Consider the following 19,610-nt stretch of genomic DNA (forward strand, 5'->3'; position numbering starts at 1 on the left):
TTAGGAGGAAATACAAATGGCACAACAATTCAAACGTGTATTTTTAGTCGTCATGGATTCTGTTGGTATCGGTGAAGCACCCGATGCGGAACAATTTGGAGATTTAGGAGCACATACGCTTGGTCACATCGGAGAGCATATGAATGGCTTGAATATCCCGAACCTGGAAAAGCTTGGTCTCGCGCATATTGAAGCCGTTCAAGGTGTTTCGGCTGATGCCGCACCAATCGCATCATACGGTAAAATGGAAGAAGTATCGGCGGGGAAAGATACGATGACGGGACACTGGGAGATCATGGGTCTTCGCATCGATACACCATTCCGTGTCTTTGAAAAATTCCCGGCTGACTTGATTGACCGTCTTGAAGCATTCTCTGGTCGGAAAATCATCGGTAACAAACCAGCTTCTGGTACGGAAATCTTAGATGAGCTTGGTCAAGAACACGTCGAAACGGGCGCATTGATCGTCTATACATCTGCTGACTCTGTCTTACAGATTGCAGCTCACGAAGAAGTCGTCCCACTCGAAGAACTTTACCGAATTTGTGAATATGCACGTGATATCACGCGCGACGATCCATACATGCTCGGTCGCATCATCGCACGTCCATTCCTTGGGGAGCAAGGCGCATGGGTTCGGACATCGAACCGTCACGACTATGCCTTAAAACCGTTTGACCGGACTGTCATGAATGAGCTTGAGACAGCTGGATTCGATGTCATTTCGCTCGGTAAAATCGCTGACATCTTTGACGGTGAAGGTGTGACGGATGCAATTCGTACGAAATCGAACATGGACGGAATGGACCAACTCGTTGGTCAACTCGAACGTGACTTCACAGGGCTTTGCTTCTTGAACCTTGTTGACTTCGATGCCTTGTTCGGACATCGTCGTGACCCGCAAGGTTACGGGGATGCACTTGAAGAATTTGATGCACGTCTCCCGGAAGTATTCGAGCGGATGCAAGAAGATGATCTCTTAATCATTACAGCTGACCACGGAAACGATCCGATTCACGCTGGAACAGATCACACGCGTGAGTACGTCCCGCTTCTTGCGTACCAAAAATCTGGTGTCGCAAACGATTTAGGAACGCGTGCAACATTTGCTGATCTTGGAGCGACGGTTGCTGCAAACTTCGGTGTTAAAATGCCGGCACACGGAAAAAGCTTTTTAACAGAACTTTAATTTCAAAGGAGCGATTTTGGATGACAGTCAACTGGAATGAAACACGTTCATATTTAGAAAGTAAAATGCAGGCAAAGCCGGAAATCGGTTTGATTCTCGGATCAGGTCTCGGCGTACTGGCTGATGAAATTGAAAATCCAATCGCGATTCCGTATGGCGATATTCCGAACTTCCCTGTTTCGACAGTGGAAGGACATGCGGGACAACTCGTCTTCGGGACGCTCGAAGGCAAACAAGTCGTCGCGATGCAAGGACGATTCCACTTCTATGAAGGCTACTCGATGGAAATGGTCACATTCCCAGTTCGTGTCATGAAAGCAATCGGCGTCGAAACATTAATCGTGACGAATGCAGCGGGTGCTTGTAACGAAGCATTTGAACCGGGAGATCTCATGTTGATCACAGATCACATCAATTTCTTCGGAACGAATCCGTTGATCGGTAAGAACGTCGATGAGATGGGACCACGTTTCCCGGACATGTCGAAGCCGTATGATAAAGAATTACTGGAACTTGCCCAAGCGACGGCAGATGAGCTCGGAATCAATGTTCGTCAAGGCGTTTACTTCGGCAACACCGGTCCGACATATGAAACGCCGGCTGAAGTCAAAATGGCACGGATGCTTGGTGGAGATGTCGTCGGCATGTCGACGGTTCCTGAAGTCATCGTCGCACGTCACTCAGACATGCGCGTACTCGGAATCTCATGTGTATCAAACATGGCAGCAGGTATCTTAGATCAGCCGCTCCATCACGATGAAGTCATCGAAACGACGGAACGGGTCCGGGCACACTTCCTGTCGCTCGTTCGTGGTTCGATCAAAAAAATGTAACAACACCTTAGAGGAGGAAATAGATTATGCGTATGGTAGATTTGATTGCAACGAAACGAGACGGCGGCGAGTTACCAACAGCCGATATTAAAGCAATGGTCGAAGGATTCACGAACGGGGACGTTCCGGATTATCAAATGTCAGCCATGTCGATGGCCATTTTTTATCAAGGGATGTCAGATCGTGAAATCGCAGATTTGACGATGGCGATGGTCGAATCAGGTGACGTCATCGACTTATCACGGATTCACGGCAAAAAAGTCGACAAACACTCAACAGGCGGCGTCGGCGATAAAATCAGTCTGATTGTTGCACCACTCGTCGCGTCAATCGGAATTCCGGTTGCGAAGATGAGCGGACGCGGTCTTGGTCATACAGGTGGAACAATCGATAAATTGGAAGCCTTCCCTGGTTTCGATGTTGAATTATCGGAAGAAGCCTTCGTCAGCCAAGTCAACGACATCAAGATGGCAATCATCGGTCAGACCGGGAACTTAACACCTGCTGACAAAAAACTTTACGCATTACGTGACGTGACAGCAACAGTCAATTCGATTCCGTTGATTGCAAGTTCAATCATGTCGAAAAAAATTGCGGCCGGCGCTGATAGCATCGTTCTTGATGTTAAAACGGGTTCAGGTGCTTTCATGAAGTCGTTTGAGGACGCGAAAGCACTTGCGACAGAGATGGTTTCAATCGGGAAAAGTGTCAACCGGAAAACGATTGCCGTCATCACGGACATGGATCAGCCACTCGGAAACGAAATCGGGAACGCAAACGAAGTCAAAGAAGCAATCGAAGTCTTACAAGGTAAAGATGTGCGTGACTTGAAAGTCATCGCCTTGACGATTGCCTCACATATGGCAGTCCTTGGTGAGTTCTACCCGACGTTCGACGAAGCGTATGCCGATCTCGAGACACGCCTCGCGAACGGTGCAGCACTCGACGTCTTTAAAAAGTTCATCGCAGCGCAAGGTGGCGACGCGTCACTCGTTGACGATATGTCAAAAGCACTTGAAACGAAATACCAAAAAGACTTCGTGGCATCAAAAGCAGGTTATGTCTCTGAAATCATCGCCGATGAAGTTGGTGTCGCAGCGATGATTCTTGGAGCGGGCCGAGCGACGAAAACAGACGTCATCGATCATGCAGCAAGCGTCACGTTATTGAAAAAAGTCGGCGATCGTGTTGAAGTCGGCGATGTCATCGCGACACTTCGTTCGAATAAAGAAACGCTTGATCAAGCAATTGAGAAAATGGATCATGCGTATCATATCAGTGAAACGAAACCGGAAGAACGTCCGCTCGTTCACGCTGTCATCGATTAAATCATGTAAAGTAGCAAGTTGGGTCTTCTTCCCAATTTGCTACTTTTTTTGTTATGATGAAAGTCAGGTTTTTCCAAAAAAGAAGGAGGAAAAAAGATGAAACCAGCTCGATTAAAAGAAGGCGATACAATCGCGATCGTGTCACCCGCATCAGCGATTGCAGCCTACGTGCCGCGCCGATTGCAACGCGGCATTGAAACATTGGAACGGATGGGCTTTCAGGTCCTTGTGATGCCGAATGCGACGGCAGTCCATAGTCATACGGCAGGAACGATTGGCGAACGGGTGCAAGACTTACATATGGCGTTTCGCGATCCGGAAGTCAAAGCGATCATCGCGACGATTGGCGGCTTCAACTCGCATCAGCTGTTAGATGAGCTCGATTATGACTTGATTCGGGACAACCCGAAAATTTTACTCGGCTATAGTGACATCACGGCACTGCATGCTGCGATTTATGCAAAAACAGGTTTGACGACGTTTTTAGGGCCGGCGATTTTGCCGCAGTTCGGTCTACTGGACGGTCTTGACGACTATACTGAACAGTCGTTCAAGCGAACGTTGATGCAGACGGAACCGATTGGGAAAATCGTCGCCTCATCCGAGTGGACGGATGAAGTACTCCGCTGGGACGTACATGACGACCGTCCGAAAAAACGACAACCGAATGCGGGGATGTTGATTGGTCGTACAGGCGAGGGGACAGGACCGATTCTTGCCGGAAACTGTGGAACACTCTTGTTACTTGCAGGTACATCGTATATGCCGTCTTTCGAAGATGTTGTCTTGATGCTCGAAGATGACGGAAGCGAAACACCGGAAACGATCGACCGTTATTTTACACAGTTGCGGCATCTTGGTGTGTATGACGAAATTTCAGCACTCGTTATCGGCCGGTTCGAGAGTCAGGTCGATTTTGATCCGGACTTTACATTGAAAGACATCATTTTACGGGCAACACGCGGCTACGACTTCCCGATTGTCCTCGACGCTGACTTCGGTCATACGGATCCGGTTCTGACATTGCCACTCGGTGTAACAGCTTCCGTTCGTGTCGGTGATGAAATTGAAATTGAAATAGTAGATTCTGCCGTCAACTGAGTAAAAAACCTGCGTTTTCCGAAAAAATTTGGTACACTGTTCCATGGAGTCACAAGTTGCTTGTGACGAACACCATTAGCTGAAAAGCGCGAAAGGTTGGTATACAATGCAAAAAACTGGATATATCTTATTAGAAGACGGAAATAAAATTGATTTTGAACTCTTTAACGACGATGCACCGATCACAACAGAAAACTTCGAGAGCCTTGCGAACTCGAACTTCTACGATGGATTGAACTTCCACCGTGTCATCCCGGGCTTCGTCTCACAAGGCGGCTGCCCAATCGGGAACGGTACAGGCGGTTCTGGGAAAACAATCCCATGTGAAACGTCAACTTCGTACCCGCACAAACATAAAGCAGGTTCACTCTCGATGGCGCACGCTGGTCGCGACACAGGTTCGAGTCAGTTCTTCGTCGTTCACGAGCCGCAACCGCACCTTGACGGTGTGCATACAGTCTTCGGACAAGTCACTTCAGGACTTGAGCATGCTCAAAAAATGAAGCAAGGCGCAGGCATTAAAGAAATTCGCGTAGAAGCATAAGTGTCTGACTCCTCTTCACCTAGAAGGGGAGTTTTTGTTTTTTAGACTAAGGGAACAGGTAGTAAGGCACAAATAGAATTTCAGGAGGCGTTTCATGATGCGTTTACAAGGTAAAAAAGTCATTCAACTCGTCAGTAATGATTTTGAGGATTTAGAGTTATGGTACCCGGTCCACCGGTTACGTGAAGAAGGGGCAATGGTCGACATCGTCGGTGAGAAAGCAAATGAAAAGTATGTCGGGAAATACGGTGTTCCAATCGTCTCCGACATCGCGTTTGCTGACATTAATCCAGCAGACTACGACGCGATTCTCGTTCCGGGTGGTTGGTCACCGGATTTATTACGGCGGTTTGATTCGGTCTTGAAAATGGTCCGGCACTTCGACGAACAAAAACAGCCGATCGGTCAAATCTGTCATGCGGGATGGGTTTTAATTTCAGCAGATGTACTCAAAGGTGTCAACGTCACGAGTACACCGGGGATTAAAGACGACATGACGAATGCGGGCGCAGTGTGGCACGATGAGCCGGTCGTCGTCGACGGACACATCGTCTCAAGTCGGAGACCGCCCGATCTACCTGACTATATGCGTGAATTCATCGCCGTGTTAGAAAAGTCGAAGTCATAATTCGGAAAAGGTGGGGTGAAGTGATTCACTCCTTCTTTTTGTACTTCTCGACAAAAAAATGAAGTAATTCTAGCCGATAAGGTGTAGAATAAATGAGTCTCAGTCGTTCATGGTCCTGAGAGTTGTTGAAATTAGGAAGGTGTAGAATCAGATGCTAGTAAAATATAAGAAGCTGAATGAACGGACCGCGATGGGGTTAATCGCCTTTTCGTGTGAAGTGAAGGATCCGAAGTATTTGCTTGAAACGGTTCAAGCCTATGAACAAGAAGAAGATCGTCAATTGTATCTTTACAAACAGGATGAAGACTTCGTAGGAGTGATCGGTTTTCAATTAGTGGATGGCCACGCTGAATTGAGCCACATCGCATTGTCTCCATCGTTCCGCGGGGAGCGGATGTCGTACACATTACTCGACGCTGCGGCGAAGATGATGCGTCTCGATATCATCGGCTCGACTGAAGAAACAAGTCGTCTTGTTGAAAAGTGGAAAAATCAATGAAAAAAACCGGTCCGTTTATTTCAGGGCCGGTTTTTCCATTTCCCGCGATTTTTAAGTGCGGCTTGCCTTGCGTCGATGACGTCTTGCCGGTTTCGTAACCGGTGTTTGTCGATTAAAAAGGTTCGATCAAGCGGTTCGAGTGATTGGGTCTTCATTCGTTGTTCGAGTCTTTCATCTACTGGTAAGTGGATTCTCCGGTATTCCGGCTCCATAAAAGCGGACTTTAACGTAAGCAGTTGCGTGGCATCGATGCCGAGTTGGGTAATTGACGCTGCATGCCGTTCGATTTTTTGAAAGGCTTTCGGATAGGTCCGCATCGCGCCGGTCACATTACCGCGCCGGTGATGATACCGGGCGACGGCTAATTGAATCAAAGCGACGAGTGATTCGTCCGTCCGATTGCCGGCTTGCCACAGTTCTTCTAATACTTCATGGCATTCGAAGTAATCTTCTTGTATATTGAATTCGAAAGTAAATTGTTCGATCGGGTGCATGAGAGCACCTCCTTTCCTTTTAATATAGCATAGTCGAACAGTAACGATGTATGGTATACTAAGGCGCAAAAAACGTTGATGGGCAGGGAGAATCATGGAATCATATAGTGTGAAGATGGATGCGTTTGAAGGCCCTTTGGATTTACTGTTACACTTGATTGGGAAACTAGAAATCGACATTTACGATATTTCCGTCTCAATCGTGACGGATCAATATGTGTCCTATATTCGAGCTATGCAGCATCTTGAACTCGATGTTGCTAGTGAATATCTTGTCATGGCTGCGACGCTCTTGCAACTGAAAAGTAAACAGCTGTTACCGATTGAACAATCGGAGTTCGAGGAGGTTCCTGATTTTGATGAGGAGCCGACGCGAGAAGGTTTGATTCAACAATTGATTGAGTACAAAGCGTATAAGGAAGCAGCGGTTGTGTTGAAGGAAAAGGAAGAAGCACGACTCGAGCTTTTTTCAAAACAACCGGAAGACCTGTTGCGTTATCTGGATACAGAAACAAATGACTATAACGGAACGTTATCATTTAGTGATTTGTTGCGTGCCTATGAAAAAATGCGACAACGTGTTGCCTGGAAAGTGAAACGGTCGAAGACGGTCAAACGTGAGGAACGGACACTGGAGCAACAGATGGTTCATGTATCAGAATATGTACTGTCGCGAGAACGGACGACCTTTTTTGGCTTCTTTACGGAACAACCGACAGTCGAAGAACTCGTCGTCAGTTTTCTTGCTGTCCTTGAACTCGTCAAACAACGGGTCATTGCTTGCGAGCAGATGAACGACGATATTTTATTACGGACCTTGGCGAAGGAGGAGAATCCGATTGGCGTATGATCGAATCATTGAAAGTCTATTGTTTGTCGTCGGAGATGATGGCATCGATCCACGTGGCCTGAGCCAAGTGCTTGAAATCAGTGAAGCAGCAGCGCGCGAACAACTGCATGCGGTCCAGCAATTGTTTGAGTCGGAAGGACGTGTCCTTCAAATTGTTGAGTCCGGTGGCGTCTTTAAGATGGTGACACGAAAAGAGATGTCACCGTACGTTCAAGCCTACGCGGGATCACTCGCGGAAGACAGTTTGTCTCGTGCTGCAATGGAGACGCTCGTCATCATCGCCTACAAGCAGCCTGTCACGCGTGCAGACATCGAAGTCATTCGCGGCGTCAAGACAGAGCGTGTCATTCATACGCTCAGTGCAAAAGGATTAATTGAAGAAGCTGGGCGTGCGAAAGGCGTCGGGCGAGCTAAATTGTATAAAACGACCGATCATTTCTTGGACCATTTTGGTCTCAATAGTATCGAGGAGTTACCTCCGCTCGAATTCGAAGAAACGTTCGAAGCGGATGGCGATCTATTTTTCAGGAATGAACCGTCACTAGAGGAGAGAATAAATTAATGGAACGTCTACAAAAAATTATCGCACAAGCTGGTGTCGCATCACGACGCAAAGCAGAAGAATTAATTACAGAAGGTCGCGTTAAGGTCAACGGAAAAGTCATCACAGAGCTTGGAACGAAAGTCGGCGGACGTGCTGAAGTCGAAGTCGACGGCGTCAAGCTCGAACGGGAAGAGCATGTCTACTATATGCTGTATAAGCCGACAGGTGTCGTCTCGACGGTTGAAGATGATAAGGGACGTAAAACGGTTGTTGATCTTGTGCCGCCGGGCCATCGTGTTTTCCCGGTCGGTCGTCTTGACTACAATACGAGCGGCTTACTTTTATTGACGAATGACGGTGAATTTTCAAACCTCTTACTGCACCCGAAATACAAAGTACCGAAGCGTTACATCGTTAAAATTAAAGGCGTGCCGGATTATTACCACGTCAAAGGTCTGGAAAAGGGTGTCGTCTTACCAGACGGATTCAAGACAGGCAAAGCACGCGTCGAAATGCGTGATGTCGACAAGAAAAAGAATACGGCAATCCTCGAGATGGTCATCTACGAAGGACATAACCGTCAAGTCCGTCAGATGGTCGAAACACTCGGCGCAGAAGTCATCAAGTTGAAGCGGGAGCAGTTCGGATTCTTGACGTTAGCTGGACTCACTTCAGGGGACTGGCGTGAACTTTCAAAAAAAGAAGTCAATCAATTGCGTGAGCTAGCGGATCCCGTCGCGCCACCTACGAAAAGACGTAAGAACACAAAAAAACGTTAATTTGTAAAGCGGAAAGCTCATCCTATAGGTTGAGTTTTCTTTTTTTGTGACAAAACAATTAACGTATTTCACATTGTCTCAACATTTAAGCGATTTCAAGTACAATATGGGTGGAGGCGGTATAACATGAAAAAAACGAAGCAAAACCCGGAAGAGCGGCTCGAAGCCGCGAAACAAAAAAAGAAGAAACGCTCATTCTGGCGACTGATGATCATGACGATCGTCTTGTTTGCTGGTGCGGTCGTCATCATGCAGTTCGTCGATCAAGCGACACGCGATAAAAATGGTCGTGTCATGGCGGGAGACGATGCACCTGGCTTTACGCTCGTCGACTTGTATGGTGAGAAACAACACTCGATGGATGAGTATGCTGGAAAAGGACTCTTGCTTAATTTTTGGGGCACGTTTTGTGAACCGTGTAAAAAAGAGATGCCATTGATTAACGACAACTACAGCATGATGCAAGATGAAAATGTCAATTTTGTAGCCGTCAATGTCGGCGAAACACCGGTTCGCGTCTCGAGCTTCATCAAGGAAATTGGTGGAACGGACTATCCGATTTTGATGGATACGAACAGTTCCGTCGAGAAAGCGTACGGCATTTATAACTTACCGGTCACATTCATCATTAATAAAGAAGGCGAAGTCGTCGAAAAGTATGAGGGTGAAATTGATCAGGCAAAGTTGGAAGAAATGATTAAAAAAGCAAACGAGTAACGCATCGAGGGGGAATTGATGATGCAGGAATATAAGCAACTGGACATGCGTTATGAAGAAGCAGAGCTTCGTTCAAAACGAAAAAAACAGTCGTGGATTGACCGAACATGGACATTCTTCTCTTCCGTTAAAGTCGGACTGTGGTTGATTGGCTTAATCATTCTCGCAAGTGGTGTCGGGACGATTTTCCCGCAGGAAATGTATATCCCGCAAGCGACACCGCCAGAAGAATTTTATGGGAAGGAATACGGTACGGCAGGCGATATCTACTATGCATTAGGATTTCATAATCTCTTTGAATCGTGGTGGTACATCGGACTGATCACCTTATTACTTTTATCTATCATCATCGTATCGATCGACCGCTTCTTCCCGCTCTATCGAGCGTTGAAGAAACAACCGGTCATCCAGTCTGACCGTTTTATGGGCGGTCAGCGATTTGGCGCTGAGACGGCTGGAACGGTAAAACAAATTGACGCGATTGAGCCGTTGTTAAAAAAGAAAGGCTATAAAATCCGTCGACAGGACGGCGCTTTATTAGCAGAAAAACAACGGTTTGGACGTTGGGGTCCATACATCAATCACATCGGACTCGTCTTATTCTTTGGTGGCGCGATGTTACGGATTGTACCAGGGATGCATGAAGATGAGTTGCTGTGGCTTCGTGAAGGTGAAACGTTGCCGATCGAAGCGACGGACAACGAGTATTACCTTGAAAACAATGCCTTCAATATCGAATTTTATGACCCGGAAAAGGTCGACGCGAAATTCAGTGAAGCGTTGAAACGAGCGGGTGGTAGTGTTCCGAAAAACTACGATACGAAAATGACGTTGTATAAAAAGACGGGCATGACGGATGATTTTAAACCGGAACTTGAAAAAGTGAAATCTGGTGAAACGGCCGTTAACAAACCGTTTGAATTCGAAAACTACCAAGTCTTCCAAGAACAATATGCGGCAGATCCTGAATTCAAAACGATGTCGTTTAATATCGAAAATCAAAAAACCGGAAAAGTTGTCGATACGATTGAAGTCGATTTACGCAACCCGGACTCGACGTATGAATTGAAGGATGGGTACGAAGTCGAGTTAAAAGACTTTTTACCGGACTTCGTCGTCAAAGACGGAAAACCGACGACAAATTCTTCACGGCCGGTCAATCCGGCATTCGTCTTTAACATCAAGTCACCGGAGCACCCGGAAGGCGAACGGAGTCTGATCGGGATTAAGCTCAATGTCGGCGGGGACGAAAATCAATACAAGATGGGCTTTGCCGGGACTGAACTGTCGAACATCTCGGGAGTGCGGATTAAAAAAGATTTGACGCTGCCGTTCCTGTTCGTCGGTGGAGTAATCTTTATGGCGGGTCTGCTCATCGGCATGTACTGGCCGCATCGTCGCCTTTGGATTAGAGAAACAAACGGTCGGATTAACATTGCCGGCTTTACGAACAAGAATGCGTTAGGGCTTCAAAAAGAAGCCAATCTCGCCTTGACAGAAGTAGGTCTTCCTCAACTAGAAGACCGGCAGAAGTTGCGGGAAGAGGGGGAATCAGAATGAATTTGCTTAACTTGAGTGGGAATTTACTGCTGACATCGTTTATCTTGTATCTCATCAGTACCGGATTTTTTGCGGTTGCGACGAGTGGGAAAAAGGGACCGAGCCGGTCAGGTAAGATTGCCTTTACGCTCGCGATTATTGGATTTACGACACAACTTGGTTATTTCTTTACACGCTGGGCAGGAGCGGGGCACGTTCCTGTGTCGAACTTATATGAATATACGACATTCTTCGGGATGATGATGGTTCTTGGTTTCCTGATCGTCTACGGGATTTACCGGAACAACGTTTTAGGATTAGTCGCGATGCCGGTCGCTTTGCTCGTCATCGCCTATGCATCGATGTTCCCGGATGAGGTCCAACCACTCATTCCGGCACTTCAAAGTGTCTGGTTGAAAATTCACGTCACGACAGCTGCACTTGGTGAAGGAATCCTCGCGGTCAGCTTCGCGACAGGATTACTTTACCTGATTCACGCAACAGATTTCAGAAAAGAATCAAAAACACGGACGTGGCTTGAAGTCGTCATGTTTTCGTTAACATGCGTGGTCGGTTATATTCTTGTCGGATTGTTATTTAACGCACTTTCGACGAATGCGACGATTGAATATGTTGCGAAAAACGGCGCGACGATGCAACACGACTATACGATGCCCGTGTTGACTGGTCCGGAAGGCGGAAAAGTCATTTCGGGATCGGGCGCAGTCGTCGAACTGCCGAACTTCTTGAACGCGAACAAAGTCAATACAGTTCTTTGGTCACTGATCGGTGGTCTCGTCTTGTACGTACTCCTTCGATTTGTCATCTTACGGAAGCGTCTTGCGGAAAGCTTAAAACCGATCGCCCGTAAAATCGACTTAGAAACAGCAGATGAAATCAGCTATCGTGCAATTGCGATCGGCTTACCGGTCTTCATCCTGGGCGGTTTGATTTTTGCGATGATTTGGGCCCAGATGGCATGGAGCCGCTATTGGGGCTGGGACCCGAAAGAGGTTTGGGCATTGATTACGGCGTTATTTTACGTCTTCTACCTGCACATGCGCATTCAGCGTGGCTGGATCGGTAAAAAATCAGCCTGGTTGTGTGTCGGTGGGTTTGGGGTCATCATGTTCAACCTGGTGTTCGTCAACCTCGTTGTCGCAGGTCTTCATTCTTACGCCTGACTAAAAAATGAAACAGGGAGTCACCGATCGATGAATGACATCGATCAGTGACTCCCTTTCTTCGTCCAAGCATCAAATATTTGATTTTAAAGGAAACATGAAATGAATCAATCACCCTTTTCTGTCTAACCGGTTAGGGAAGTTTTTTCTTTTTGTTTCATAGTATACTAAAAGAGTAGTAGGATAGAGAAGAGAGACTAGATTATGGGAGGAATCAACCGATGTCAGAAGAAGCTCGTATTTTAGTCGTCGATGATGAAGAACGGATTCGACGCTTATTAAAGATGTACCTCGAACGGGAGAACTTTACGATTGAGGAAGCAGACAACGGCGAGATGGCGCTCGAAATGGCGCTTGAAACGGAATATGATGTCATTCTACTTGATTTGATGATGCCAAAGCTCGATGGTATGCAGGTCTGTGAAGAGTTGCGCAAAACAAAAGCGACGCCGATTGTCATGTTGACGGCAAAAGGGGAAGAAACGAATCGTGTTCATGGTTTTGAAATGGGAGCGGACGATTATATCGTTAAACCGTTCAGTCCACGCGAAGTCGTGCTTCGGGTCAAGGCCATTCTGCGACGTGCCAGTGCAACGAAGTTCTTGCATACGGATGCAAAAACGAAAGATGTTATCGTCTTCCCGCATCTGACGATTGATAATGATGCGCACCGCGTGACGGTCGAAGGGCAAGAAGTCAACTTGACGCCAAAAGAATACGAATTGCTCTACTTCCTCGCGAAGCAGACGGATAAAGTCTTTTCACGGGAACAGTTATTAAAAGAGGTCTGGAATTATGAATTCTTTGGTGATTTGCGGACGGTCGACACACACGTTAAGCGATTGCGGGAAAAACTAAACCGCTTGTCACCGAGCGCGGCTCAGATGATCACGACAGTCTGGGGTGTCGGTTACAAATTCGAGAATAGTCCTGCTTGACGATGAAGTGGTTACAGAGTGTCGTCATCAAATTATGGGGAACGATTTTACTGCTCGTTTCTGTCGTTTTAATTGCTTTGACGATTTTGTTGCTCGAATTTTTTAACTCGTTTCACATTGAACAAGAACGAGGACATCTCGCGAAGCTAGGTCAACAAGTCGAGACCGTTTTCCAAGCGCACGATGGGCTAGAGGAAGGGTCGGCGACCGCCGTCGAAATTACGGATATTTACGGGGCGACGTTGATTGCGACAACGAAGGACGAAACGATTCAAACGAATATTTCAGAGGAAAAGGCACGACGTATGATTAAGGAGCTCGAGCGTCAGAACTGGAAAGCAGTTGACGGTGAAGAGGGCGAGACGGCGATTGGGAACTATGAAGTATTCAATGGCAAGGCAGCACTCGCCTATCGTGCCCCGCTCGTCACATCAAGTGAGGCGGGAACGACGTATTTGATTGAAGAACTGACGAACATCGAACAGGCGAATGAAGGCGCGAGGCAGATCATTCAACTCTGTGTCCTGCTTGCGATCATCGGGACAACCGTATTCGCCTTCTTCCTCTCGACGCGCATTACGGCGCCGCTGCGGACGATTCGTCAAGCTGTCGTCGAAGCCGGGGAAGGAAAGTTCGACCAAAGTCTGACGCAACGTTCACGCGATGAAATCGGGGACTTGGCGTTGGCATTCAATGAAATGAGCAGCCAATTGAATCAATATGTTACGGATCTCGATAAAGAACGACATCTGTTGTCATCCATTTTACGCTGTATGGCAGATGGCGTCTTGACGTTCTCTGATTCCGGGGAGTTGCTCGCGACAAATCCGCCGGCAGAAGATTTTTTGGCAGGGGCACCGGTTCCGGAAGAACTGATTGATTTGTTCAAGACCGTCATGCGGACAGAGACAGAAATGACTGTTTCCTTTGAACGGGAAGGTCGTTATTACATTATTATCGTCAGTCCGTTACTTGAGCACGAAGAGCAGATTGGTGCTGTTGCCGTTTTACGGGACATGACAGAAGCGCAGCAGCTCGAGAAGATGCGCGCCGACTTCGTTGCGAACGTCAGTCATGAATTGCGGACACCGCTCGTCATGCTCCAAGGGTACTCGGAAGCGATCGTCGACGGGATGACGGAAAGCGATGAAGCGACAAAAGAATTTGCTTCAATCATTTATGATGAGTCGCAACGTCTATCGCGTCTCGTCAATGATTTACTCGATCTTGCCCGAATGGAGGCAGGTCATCAAGAGTTACGGATTGAACCGATGGAAGCAGTCCCGTTTGCAAAACGGATGATTAAAAAATTCAAGCAAATGGGACGCGACAAACGTGTATCGTTTGACGTCGTCGGACCGAACGTCGAGTTCGAGGCGGATCCCGATCAAATGGAGCAAGTGTTGACGAACTTACTCGGCAATGCGCTTCGTTACACCGAGGATGGTCAAATCGAGATTAACATTACGGAAGATAGGGAAAACATATTCCTATCCGTAATTGATTCCGGTACAGGAATTCCGGAAGAAGATGTCCCGTTCGTTTTTGATCGTTTCTATAAGGCGGACAAAGCAAGGACGCGTGGCAAGACGGGGACAGGGATCGGTCTCGCGATTGTCGTGAACGTCGTCCGATCGCATGAAGGGGAGGTCGAAGTCGAGAGCCAGCTCGGCGAAGGCTCGACATTCCGAATTCGATTACCGAAAAAACAAAGGAAGCGAACTCTCTGATTCGCTTCCTTTCGCTATAGGAGTGAGAAAAATGAAGATTTATACAAAAACCGGGGATTCAGGGGAAACATCGCTCGTCGGTGGCCGCGTTAAAAAAAATGATGTGCAAATCGATTTGATGGGTGAACTGGATGAACTGAACAGCTTCGTCGGCCTCGCACGGACAAAAGCAACTTCGATTGAAGTAAAAGAACAATTGATTGTCATTCAACATGCCTTGTTTGATTGTGGGAGCGACTTAATGTACGTCGAACAAAAAGAATCCCGCTTGAGTCAAACTGCGACAGAAAATCTCGAGAGTTGGATTGATAGTTTAACGGAATTATCTCCCCCGCTCGATAAGTTTATCTTGCCAGGCGGAACGGAAGCGGCGGCAAGCCTACATGTTGCGCGAACGATTTGTCGACGGATTGAACGTTCGATGGTCGATGTCGCTCAAGCCCGTCACCTCTTGCCATTCATCAACCGACTGAGTGACTTTTTCTTTGCCGCAGCGCGTTATGAGAATGCAGTCAATCAAACAGCAGATATTGAATACCTTCGCAGTGCACATGTGTTTAAACGAAAGGATGGAGAGTAAATGAGTCAGTCATTCGAAACGTGGAAAAAAGAGGGGACGACGTACCATCTCGTCCCGACCGATAAATTCAAGACAACGACCGTACTCGTCACATTTTCTGCACCACTTGAAGAAAAAACGCTGACGAGCCGGGCGATCTTACCGTACATCATGGAAAAATCGACAGCGGCCTATCCATCGATGAAGGCGCTACGTGAACCACTCGAAACCTTATATGATGCGGGACTTTATGCAGATGCTTCGAAATTCGGCGAAGAGCATGTTATTTCATTCCAGCTCGACGTCGTCCGAGGTGATCTCGTACGGCATGAGACGTTGCTTGAAGAGGCGCTTGATTTGCTCGAACAAATGATTTTCTATCCTGATTTAACCGAAGGCGGCTTCCGTGAACAGTTCGTCAAACAGGAAAAACGTCTCCATGCGTTACGGATCAGCTCACTTTATGATGATAAAATGCGTTTTGCCCAGCAGCGTCTTCTTGAGTTAATGGCCCCTGGAGAAGCCGTTTCACTGTCGTCACTCGGTACGCTCGAAGGATTAGAGGCAATTACAACATCCTCCTTGCGCGATACATATCGGTCGATGATTGAAAACGACCGGATCGATGTTTTCGTCGTCGGTCATGTGACACGTGACGAAATGGAAGAGGCATTATCCTTCTTGCCTTCGCACAGTGAAAAAACGAGTCATTATATCCCGGCCTTGAAACAAGTCGCCGGTGTGAAGCGTTCATCAGAGACACAACCAATCAAACAAGGAAAGTTACATTTAGGCTACCGTGTTGCAGTCGATCCGACATCTGCTGATTCGATCCGGATGCAAATCGTCAACGGTCTTTTTGGTGGATTTCCCCATTCGAAATTGTTCATGAATGTCCGGGAAAAAGAAAGTCTCGCGTATTATGCAGCATCGCGTTATGCGGCGTTGAATGGTGCATTATATGTCTACTCCGGTGTCGAAACTCAAAAAGCGGAACGGGCAGAAACAATCATCAAGGAACAGCTTGTCGATTTGAAAGCCGGGAACTTTACGGCTGAAGAGTTGACGCAAACGAAAGCGATGCTCATCAATGCGCGTCGTCAAATTCTCGATCAACCCGGACAATTGATTGGCTGGTTGAACGGATCGAAAATGCGTGGATTGACGCTAGAAGATGAAATTCATATCATCGAGACGGCGACGCGTGAAGATGTCGTCCGTCTAGCCGCTAAAATCGAATTAGAGGCAGTCTATTTATTGCGAGGTGAAGAATAATGGAACAGTTAACGTATCATGATACAGACGAAACGGTATTTTTCGAACAATTAGACAATGGCTTGTCTGTTTATTTACTTCAGAAAAAAGGTTATGAAAAAACGTATGCGACGTTTACGACCCGCTATGGTTCAATCGACAATCGTTTCAAAAAAGGTGAGGACTGGGTGAGCGTACCGGACGGGATTGCCCACTTCCTCGAGCATAAAATGTTTGAGTCGGTGCAAGGGGACGTCTTCCAAGAATTTGGTCGTCTCGGTGCATCCGCGAACGCCTTTACATCATTCTCACGGACAGCGTATTTGTTCTCTGCGACATCGCTGATCGAGCAAAATCTCGAAACATTGATTGATTTCGTTCAAGATCCTTACTTTACACCGGAGAGTGTCGAGAAGGAAAAAGGCATCATTACGCAAGAAATTCAAATGTACCAAGATAATCCCGGATGGCGTCTATTTTTTGGACTCATCGAATCGATGTACGCGAATCACCCGGTTCGGATTGACATCGCAGGTACACCGGAGTCGATTGACAAGATTACAGCCGATGATTTGTATACGTGTTACCGGACGTTCTATCATCCGTCGAACATGGTTTTGTTTGTCGTCGGAAACATCAATCCTGCGGAAACGCTTGAGTTGATCAAACAAAATCAAGCGAAAAAAGATTATACAGACCGTCCGGCAATCGAACGCGATTACGGCGTTGAACCAAAAGAAGTCGCACGTCCGCGATTCGAACTCGAGCTCGACGTCAAGACACCGAAAGTCTTGATTGGATATAAAGATGAATCACTTCGTGGCGAAGAACAAGTCCGCCGAGAAATGACGAGTGAGTTACTCCTACATCTCCTGTTTGATCAAACCTCGTCGACGTATCTCGACTTGTATGAAGAAGGATTGATTGACGATACATTCAGTTTTGATTATTCGAGCGAAGAAGAATTTGCTTTTGCAACATTCGGGATGGAAACGGAAGATCCGGAACGTTTCATCGCAGCGTATGAGGAGCTTCTTACCAAGCGTCCCTCGTTCAGCGAGACGGAAGTCGTCCGGAAGCGGAATATGATGCAAGGGAAATTCTTACGGGCATTGAATTCGCCGGAATTTATCGCCAATCAGTTTTCACGTCATGCTTTAGCGGACACGAACATGTTTGCATTGCCGACACTGATTGCTTCGATTACGAAAGAGGAAATTGAAGCACGTTTTGACGAATTGTTTGCGCTTGAGAACCGAGCGATTTCAATCGTCAAACCATATGTCTAACCGATGCGGATTTTTATTACAGGTGCCAGTGGTGCCATCGGTCTAGCGACAGCGAGACGCCTGGCAGCAGCCGGACATGAACTTGTCTTGCATACACATCAACGCCGAAACGAGCTTGAGCAATTTGTACAGGAGTTGCCTGTGACGACTGAAATCGTCGCAGGCGATTTGTCGAATCGGGAAAAGATTGCCTCTCTTTGTGAGGGTTTGCCACCAGTCGATGGTTTCGTCCATATCGCCGGGACGAGCTTTAGTGGACTGTTAATCGATCAATCGACGAACTCAATTGAATCGATGATGACCTTGCACGTCGAATCGCTCATTCGCATCAGTCAGTTCTTGACACATAAGAAACCATTCTCCGCACCGTTGTCGATCGTTGTCGTCAGCAGTGTCTTAGGCGAGTTCGGCGTAGCCGGAGAAGTCGTTTATTCGAGCTGTAAGGCGGCACAACTTGGTTTCGTAAAAGCCTATAGCAAAGAACTAGGCGCAATGAACGGACGAATCAATGCTGTCACGCCTGGTTGGATTGATACGCCGATGAATGCTGTTTTTTCGAAGGAAGATCGCGAACAAGCCTTAGCGGAGATTCCGGCTGGTCGGTTCGGGACGGAAGAAGAAGTAGCCTCGGCTATCACATTTTTAATGGGGGAAGAGGCTGGATATATCTCGGGAGCCACTTTAAAAATTGATGGCGCGTGGATGTGATCGCTTGAAAATTGAACGAGGAATGCTTTTCATTTTTCAAAAAATCATTTAACATGGGGAATGGATAACCGTATAGACGAGGAGGGCTAGCGAGTGGGTGAATTCGAACAGTGGTACCTTGAGTACGAATTGAATGTCGATCGTCCGGGGGTGCTTGGAGATATTGCCTCACTTATGGGGATGCTGCATATCTCGATTGTCACGATCAATGGTGTAGATCGTGAGCGCCGCGGCATGTTACTTCAAACGAAACAGCCTGATCAAATACCGCGACTCGCAGCCATCTTAAAGACGATGCCGACGATTGAGATCGTCAAACTCCGGAAGCCGAAGTTGCGTGACCGGATTGCGATTCGTCATGGTCGTTATATCGACCATAGTAGTGATGAATTAAAAACATTCCGTTTTGTTCGAGAAGACTTAGGGATTCTCGTCGATTTCATGGCTGAATTATGTAAGCAGGATGGGCATCTGCTGATTGGTGTCCGTGGCATGCCGCGGGTCGGGAAAACAGAATCAATCGTCGCAGCAAGTGTCAGTGCAAATAAGAAATGGTTGTTCTTATCGTCGACTTTAATCAAACAAACGGTCAGAACTTCGTTATTTGACGATGAACGGACGGGCGACTACGTCTACATCATCGATGCCCTTGTGTCCCAACGGCACTTCGATGAGCGTCATTGGCAAATTTTACGTGAAGTCATGCGTTTGCCAGCGACGAAAATCGTCGAACATCCGGATGCGTTCGTTAAGTCGAGTGAATACACATGGGATGATTTCGATTACATCATTGAATTACGCAACACGACCGAAGAAATCATCGTGACCGAACCTCCACGTGCACTTGGCGGAAATGAATGGTTCAATTTTTAAATAAGTAATGAAAATGGAAGGTGTGTTACC

21 protein-coding genes are annotated in these 19,610 nt (G+C 47.1%); 20 read left to right on the forward strand and 1 reads right to left on the reverse strand.

What is annotated here, in order from left to right; genetic code table 11:
• The first annotated feature begins 16 nt into the window (after window positions 1–16).
• The 7 genes from deoB to KNP99_RS14030 all read left to right on the forward strand — a co-directional run bounded on the left by deoB (window position 17) and on the right by KNP99_RS14030 (window position 6,122).
• Window positions 17–1,189 carry a phosphopentomutase gene (gene deoB / locus KNP99_RS14000; RefSeq protein WP_088836690.1) on the forward strand — a complete coding sequence of 391 codons (1,173 nt, stop codon included), beginning with the start codon at window positions 17–19 and terminating at the stop codon, window positions 1,187–1,189.
• Window positions 1,190–1,209: 20 nt separating this feature from the next.
• Complete coding sequence (locus KNP99_RS14005; protein ID WP_029333165.1) at window positions 1,210–2,022, forward strand: purine-nucleoside phosphorylase; 813 nt, start codon at window positions 1,210–1,212, stop codon at window positions 2,020–2,022.
• A gap of 26 nt (window positions 2,023–2,048) precedes the next feature.
• Complete coding sequence (locus KNP99_RS14010; RefSeq protein ID WP_088836691.1) at window positions 2,049–3,350, forward strand: pyrimidine-nucleoside phosphorylase; 1,302 nt, start codon at window positions 2,049–2,051, stop codon at window positions 3,348–3,350.
• Window positions 3,351–3,446: 96 nt separating this feature from the next.
• Complete coding sequence (locus KNP99_RS14015; RefSeq protein ID WP_214771635.1) at window positions 3,447–4,451, forward strand: S66 family peptidase; 1,005 nt, start codon at window positions 3,447–3,449, stop codon at window positions 4,449–4,451.
• Window positions 4,452–4,557: 106 nt separating this feature from the next.
• Window positions 4,558–4,995 carry a peptidylprolyl isomerase gene (locus tag KNP99_RS14020; RefSeq protein ID WP_088836693.1) on the forward strand — a complete coding sequence of 146 codons (438 nt, stop codon included), beginning with the start codon at window positions 4,558–4,560 and terminating at the stop codon, window positions 4,993–4,995.
• Between the two features lie 97 nt (window positions 4,996–5,092).
• Window positions 5,093–5,623 carry a type 1 glutamine amidotransferase domain-containing protein gene (locus KNP99_RS14025; RefSeq protein WP_214845770.1) on the forward strand — a complete coding sequence of 177 codons (531 nt, stop codon included), beginning with the start codon at window positions 5,093–5,095 and terminating at the stop codon, window positions 5,621–5,623.
• Window positions 5,624–5,774: 151 nt separating this feature from the next.
• The gene (locus KNP99_RS14030; protein ID WP_088836695.1) at window positions 5,775–6,122 is read left to right on the forward strand and encodes a GNAT family N-acetyltransferase; all 348 of its coding nucleotides are present in this window, start codon (window positions 5,775–5,777) and stop codon (window positions 6,120–6,122) included.
• 20 nt (window positions 6,123–6,142) lie between these two features.
• Here the strand turns inward: KNP99_RS14030 and KNP99_RS14035 are convergent, their stop codons facing one another.
• Window positions 6,143–6,616 carry a DUF309 domain-containing protein gene (locus KNP99_RS14035; RefSeq protein ID WP_029333171.1) on the reverse strand — a complete coding sequence of 158 codons (474 nt, stop codon included), beginning with the start codon at window positions 6,614–6,616 and terminating at the stop codon, window positions 6,143–6,145.
• A gap of 94 nt (window positions 6,617–6,710) precedes the next feature.
• Between KNP99_RS14035 and KNP99_RS14040 the strand changes: the two genes are divergently transcribed.
• The 13 genes from KNP99_RS14040 (at window position 6,711) to KNP99_RS14100 (ending at window position 19,580) form a co-directional block, all read left to right on the forward strand.
• The gene (locus tag KNP99_RS14040; protein WP_215193333.1) at window positions 6,711–7,466 is read left to right on the forward strand and encodes a segregation/condensation protein A; all 756 of its coding nucleotides are present in this window, start codon (window positions 6,711–6,713) and stop codon (window positions 7,464–7,466) included.
• Complete coding sequence (scpB, locus tag KNP99_RS14045; RefSeq protein WP_029333173.1) at window positions 7,456–8,028, forward strand: SMC-Scp complex subunit ScpB; 573 nt, start codon at window positions 7,456–7,458, stop codon at window positions 8,026–8,028. The genes KNP99_RS14040 and scpB overlap by 11 nt, the downstream gene beginning before the upstream one ends.
• The gene (locus KNP99_RS14050; RefSeq protein WP_014969990.1) at window positions 8,028–8,789 is read left to right on the forward strand and encodes a pseudouridine synthase; all 762 of its coding nucleotides are present in this window, start codon (window positions 8,028–8,030) and stop codon (window positions 8,787–8,789) included. The genes scpB and KNP99_RS14050 overlap by 1 nt, the downstream gene beginning before the upstream one ends.
• A gap of 126 nt (window positions 8,790–8,915) precedes the next feature.
• The gene (locus KNP99_RS14055) at window positions 8,916–9,506 is read left to right on the forward strand and encodes a redoxin domain-containing protein (protein ID WP_029333174.1); all 591 of its coding nucleotides are present in this window, start codon (window positions 8,916–8,918) and stop codon (window positions 9,504–9,506) included.
• Window positions 9,507–9,527: 21 nt separating this feature from the next.
• Window positions 9,528–11,066, forward strand: a complete 1,539-nt coding sequence (resB, locus tag KNP99_RS14060) for a cytochrome c biogenesis protein ResB (RefSeq protein ID WP_251131920.1) — start codon at window positions 9,528–9,530, stop codon at window positions 11,064–11,066.
• Window positions 11,063–12,229, forward strand: coding sequence for a c-type cytochrome biogenesis protein CcsB (gene ccsB / locus KNP99_RS14065; RefSeq protein ID WP_285800502.1), 1,167 nt, complete (start codon window positions 11,063–11,065; stop codon window positions 12,227–12,229). Before resB ends, ccsB begins: the two co-directional genes overlap by 4 nt.
• A gap of 221 nt (window positions 12,230–12,450) precedes the next feature.
• The gene (locus KNP99_RS14070; protein WP_088836699.1) at window positions 12,451–13,167 is read left to right on the forward strand and encodes a response regulator transcription factor; all 717 of its coding nucleotides are present in this window, start codon (window positions 12,451–12,453) and stop codon (window positions 13,165–13,167) included.
• 2 nt (window positions 13,168–13,169) lie between these two features.
• Window positions 13,170–14,897 (forward strand): sensor histidine kinase, encoded by a 1,728-nt coding sequence (locus tag KNP99_RS14075; RefSeq protein WP_088838458.1) that lies wholly within the window; start codon window positions 13,170–13,172, stop codon window positions 14,895–14,897.
• A 31-nt stretch (window positions 14,898–14,928) separates the two neighbouring features.
• On the forward strand, window positions 14,929–15,477 hold the full coding sequence (locus KNP99_RS14080) for a cob(I)yrinic acid a,c-diamide adenosyltransferase (RefSeq protein WP_088836700.1): 549 nt from the start codon (window positions 14,929–14,931) through the stop codon (window positions 15,475–15,477).
• Window positions 15,478–16,731, forward strand: coding sequence for an EF-P 5-aminopentanol modification-associated protein YfmF (gene yfmF, locus KNP99_RS14085; protein WP_088836701.1), 1,254 nt, complete (start codon window positions 15,478–15,480; stop codon window positions 16,729–16,731).
• Window positions 16,731–17,999 (forward strand): EF-P 5-aminopentanol modification-associated protein YfmH, encoded by a 1,269-nt coding sequence (gene yfmH / locus KNP99_RS14090; RefSeq protein WP_214807702.1) that lies wholly within the window; start codon window positions 16,731–16,733, stop codon window positions 17,997–17,999. The genes yfmF and yfmH overlap by 1 nt, the downstream gene beginning before the upstream one ends.
• 3 nt (window positions 18,000–18,002) lie before the next feature.
• The gene (gene ymfI / locus KNP99_RS14095) at window positions 18,003–18,707 is read left to right on the forward strand and encodes an elongation factor P 5-aminopentanone reductase (RefSeq protein WP_088836703.1); all 705 of its coding nucleotides are present in this window, start codon (window positions 18,003–18,005) and stop codon (window positions 18,705–18,707) included.
• Between the two features lie 93 nt (window positions 18,708–18,800).
• Window positions 18,801–19,580 carry a DUF3388 domain-containing protein gene (locus KNP99_RS14100; RefSeq protein WP_088836704.1) on the forward strand — a complete coding sequence of 260 codons (780 nt, stop codon included), beginning with the start codon at window positions 18,801–18,803 and terminating at the stop codon, window positions 19,578–19,580.
• Window positions 19,581–19,610: the final 30 nt, after the last annotated feature.

The organism is Exiguobacterium sp. s95 (genome assembly GCF_018618655.1).
Lineage (GTDB): Bacteria > Bacillota > Bacilli > Exiguobacteriales > Exiguobacteriaceae > Exiguobacterium_A > Exiguobacterium_A oxidotolerans.

Bases quoted from the DNA above. Each gene is read 5' to 3' on its own strand.
- KNP99_RS14040 (WP_215193333.1), top strand. From the start codon at position 6,711: ATGGAATCATATAGTGTGAAGATGGATGCGTTTGAAGGCCCTTTGGAT.
- resB (WP_251131920.1), top strand. From the start codon at position 9,528: ATGCAGGAATATAAGCAACTGGACATGCGTTATGAAGAAGCAGAGCTT.
- KNP99_RS14025 (WP_214845770.1), top strand. From the start codon at position 5,093: ATGCGTTTACAAGGTAAAAAAGTCATTCAACTCGTCAGTAATGATTTT.
- ymfI (WP_088836703.1), top strand. From the start codon at position 18,003: ATGCGGATTTTTATTACAGGTGCCAGTGGTGCCATCGGTCTAGCGACA.
- KNP99_RS14030 (WP_088836695.1), top strand. From the start codon at position 5,775: ATGCTAGTAAAATATAAGAAGCTGAATGAACGGACCGCGATGGGGTTA.
- yfmF (WP_088836701.1), top strand. From the start codon at position 15,478: ATGAGTCAGTCATTCGAAACGTGGAAAAAAGAGGGGACGACGTACCAT.
- KNP99_RS14005 (WP_029333165.1), top strand. From the start codon at position 1,210: ATGACAGTCAACTGGAATGAAACACGTTCATATTTAGAAAGTAAAATG.
- KNP99_RS14070 (WP_088836699.1), top strand. From the start codon at position 12,451: ATGTCAGAAGAAGCTCGTATTTTAGTCGTCGATGATGAAGAACGGATT.
- deoB (WP_088836690.1), top strand. From the start codon at position 17: ATGGCACAACAATTCAAACGTGTATTTTTAGTCGTCATGGATTCTGTT.
- KNP99_RS14020 (WP_088836693.1), top strand. From the start codon at position 4,558: ATGCAAAAAACTGGATATATCTTATTAGAAGACGGAAATAAAATTGAT.
- KNP99_RS14015 (WP_214771635.1), top strand. From the start codon at position 3,447: ATGAAACCAGCTCGATTAAAAGAAGGCGATACAATCGCGATCGTGTCA.
- KNP99_RS14075 (WP_088838458.1), top strand. From the start codon at position 13,170: ATGAAGTGGTTACAGAGTGTCGTCATCAAATTATGGGGAACGATTTTA.
- KNP99_RS14010 (WP_088836691.1), top strand. From the start codon at position 2,049: ATGCGTATGGTAGATTTGATTGCAACGAAACGAGACGGCGGCGAGTTA.
- ccsB (WP_285800502.1), top strand. From the start codon at position 11,063: ATGAATTTGCTTAACTTGAGTGGGAATTTACTGCTGACATCGTTTATC.
- KNP99_RS14080 (WP_088836700.1), top strand. From the start codon at position 14,929: ATGAAGATTTATACAAAAACCGGGGATTCAGGGGAAACATCGCTCGTC.
- KNP99_RS14035 (WP_029333171.1), bottom strand. From the start codon at position 6,616: ATGCACCCGATCGAACAATTTACTTTCGAATTCAATATACAAGAAGAT.
- yfmH (WP_214807702.1), top strand. From the start codon at position 16,731: ATGGAACAGTTAACGTATCATGATACAGACGAAACGGTATTTTTCGAA.
- KNP99_RS14055 (WP_029333174.1), top strand. From the start codon at position 8,916: ATGAAAAAAACGAAGCAAAACCCGGAAGAGCGGCTCGAAGCCGCGAAA.
- KNP99_RS14050 (WP_014969990.1), top strand. From the start codon at position 8,028: ATGGAACGTCTACAAAAAATTATCGCACAAGCTGGTGTCGCATCACGA.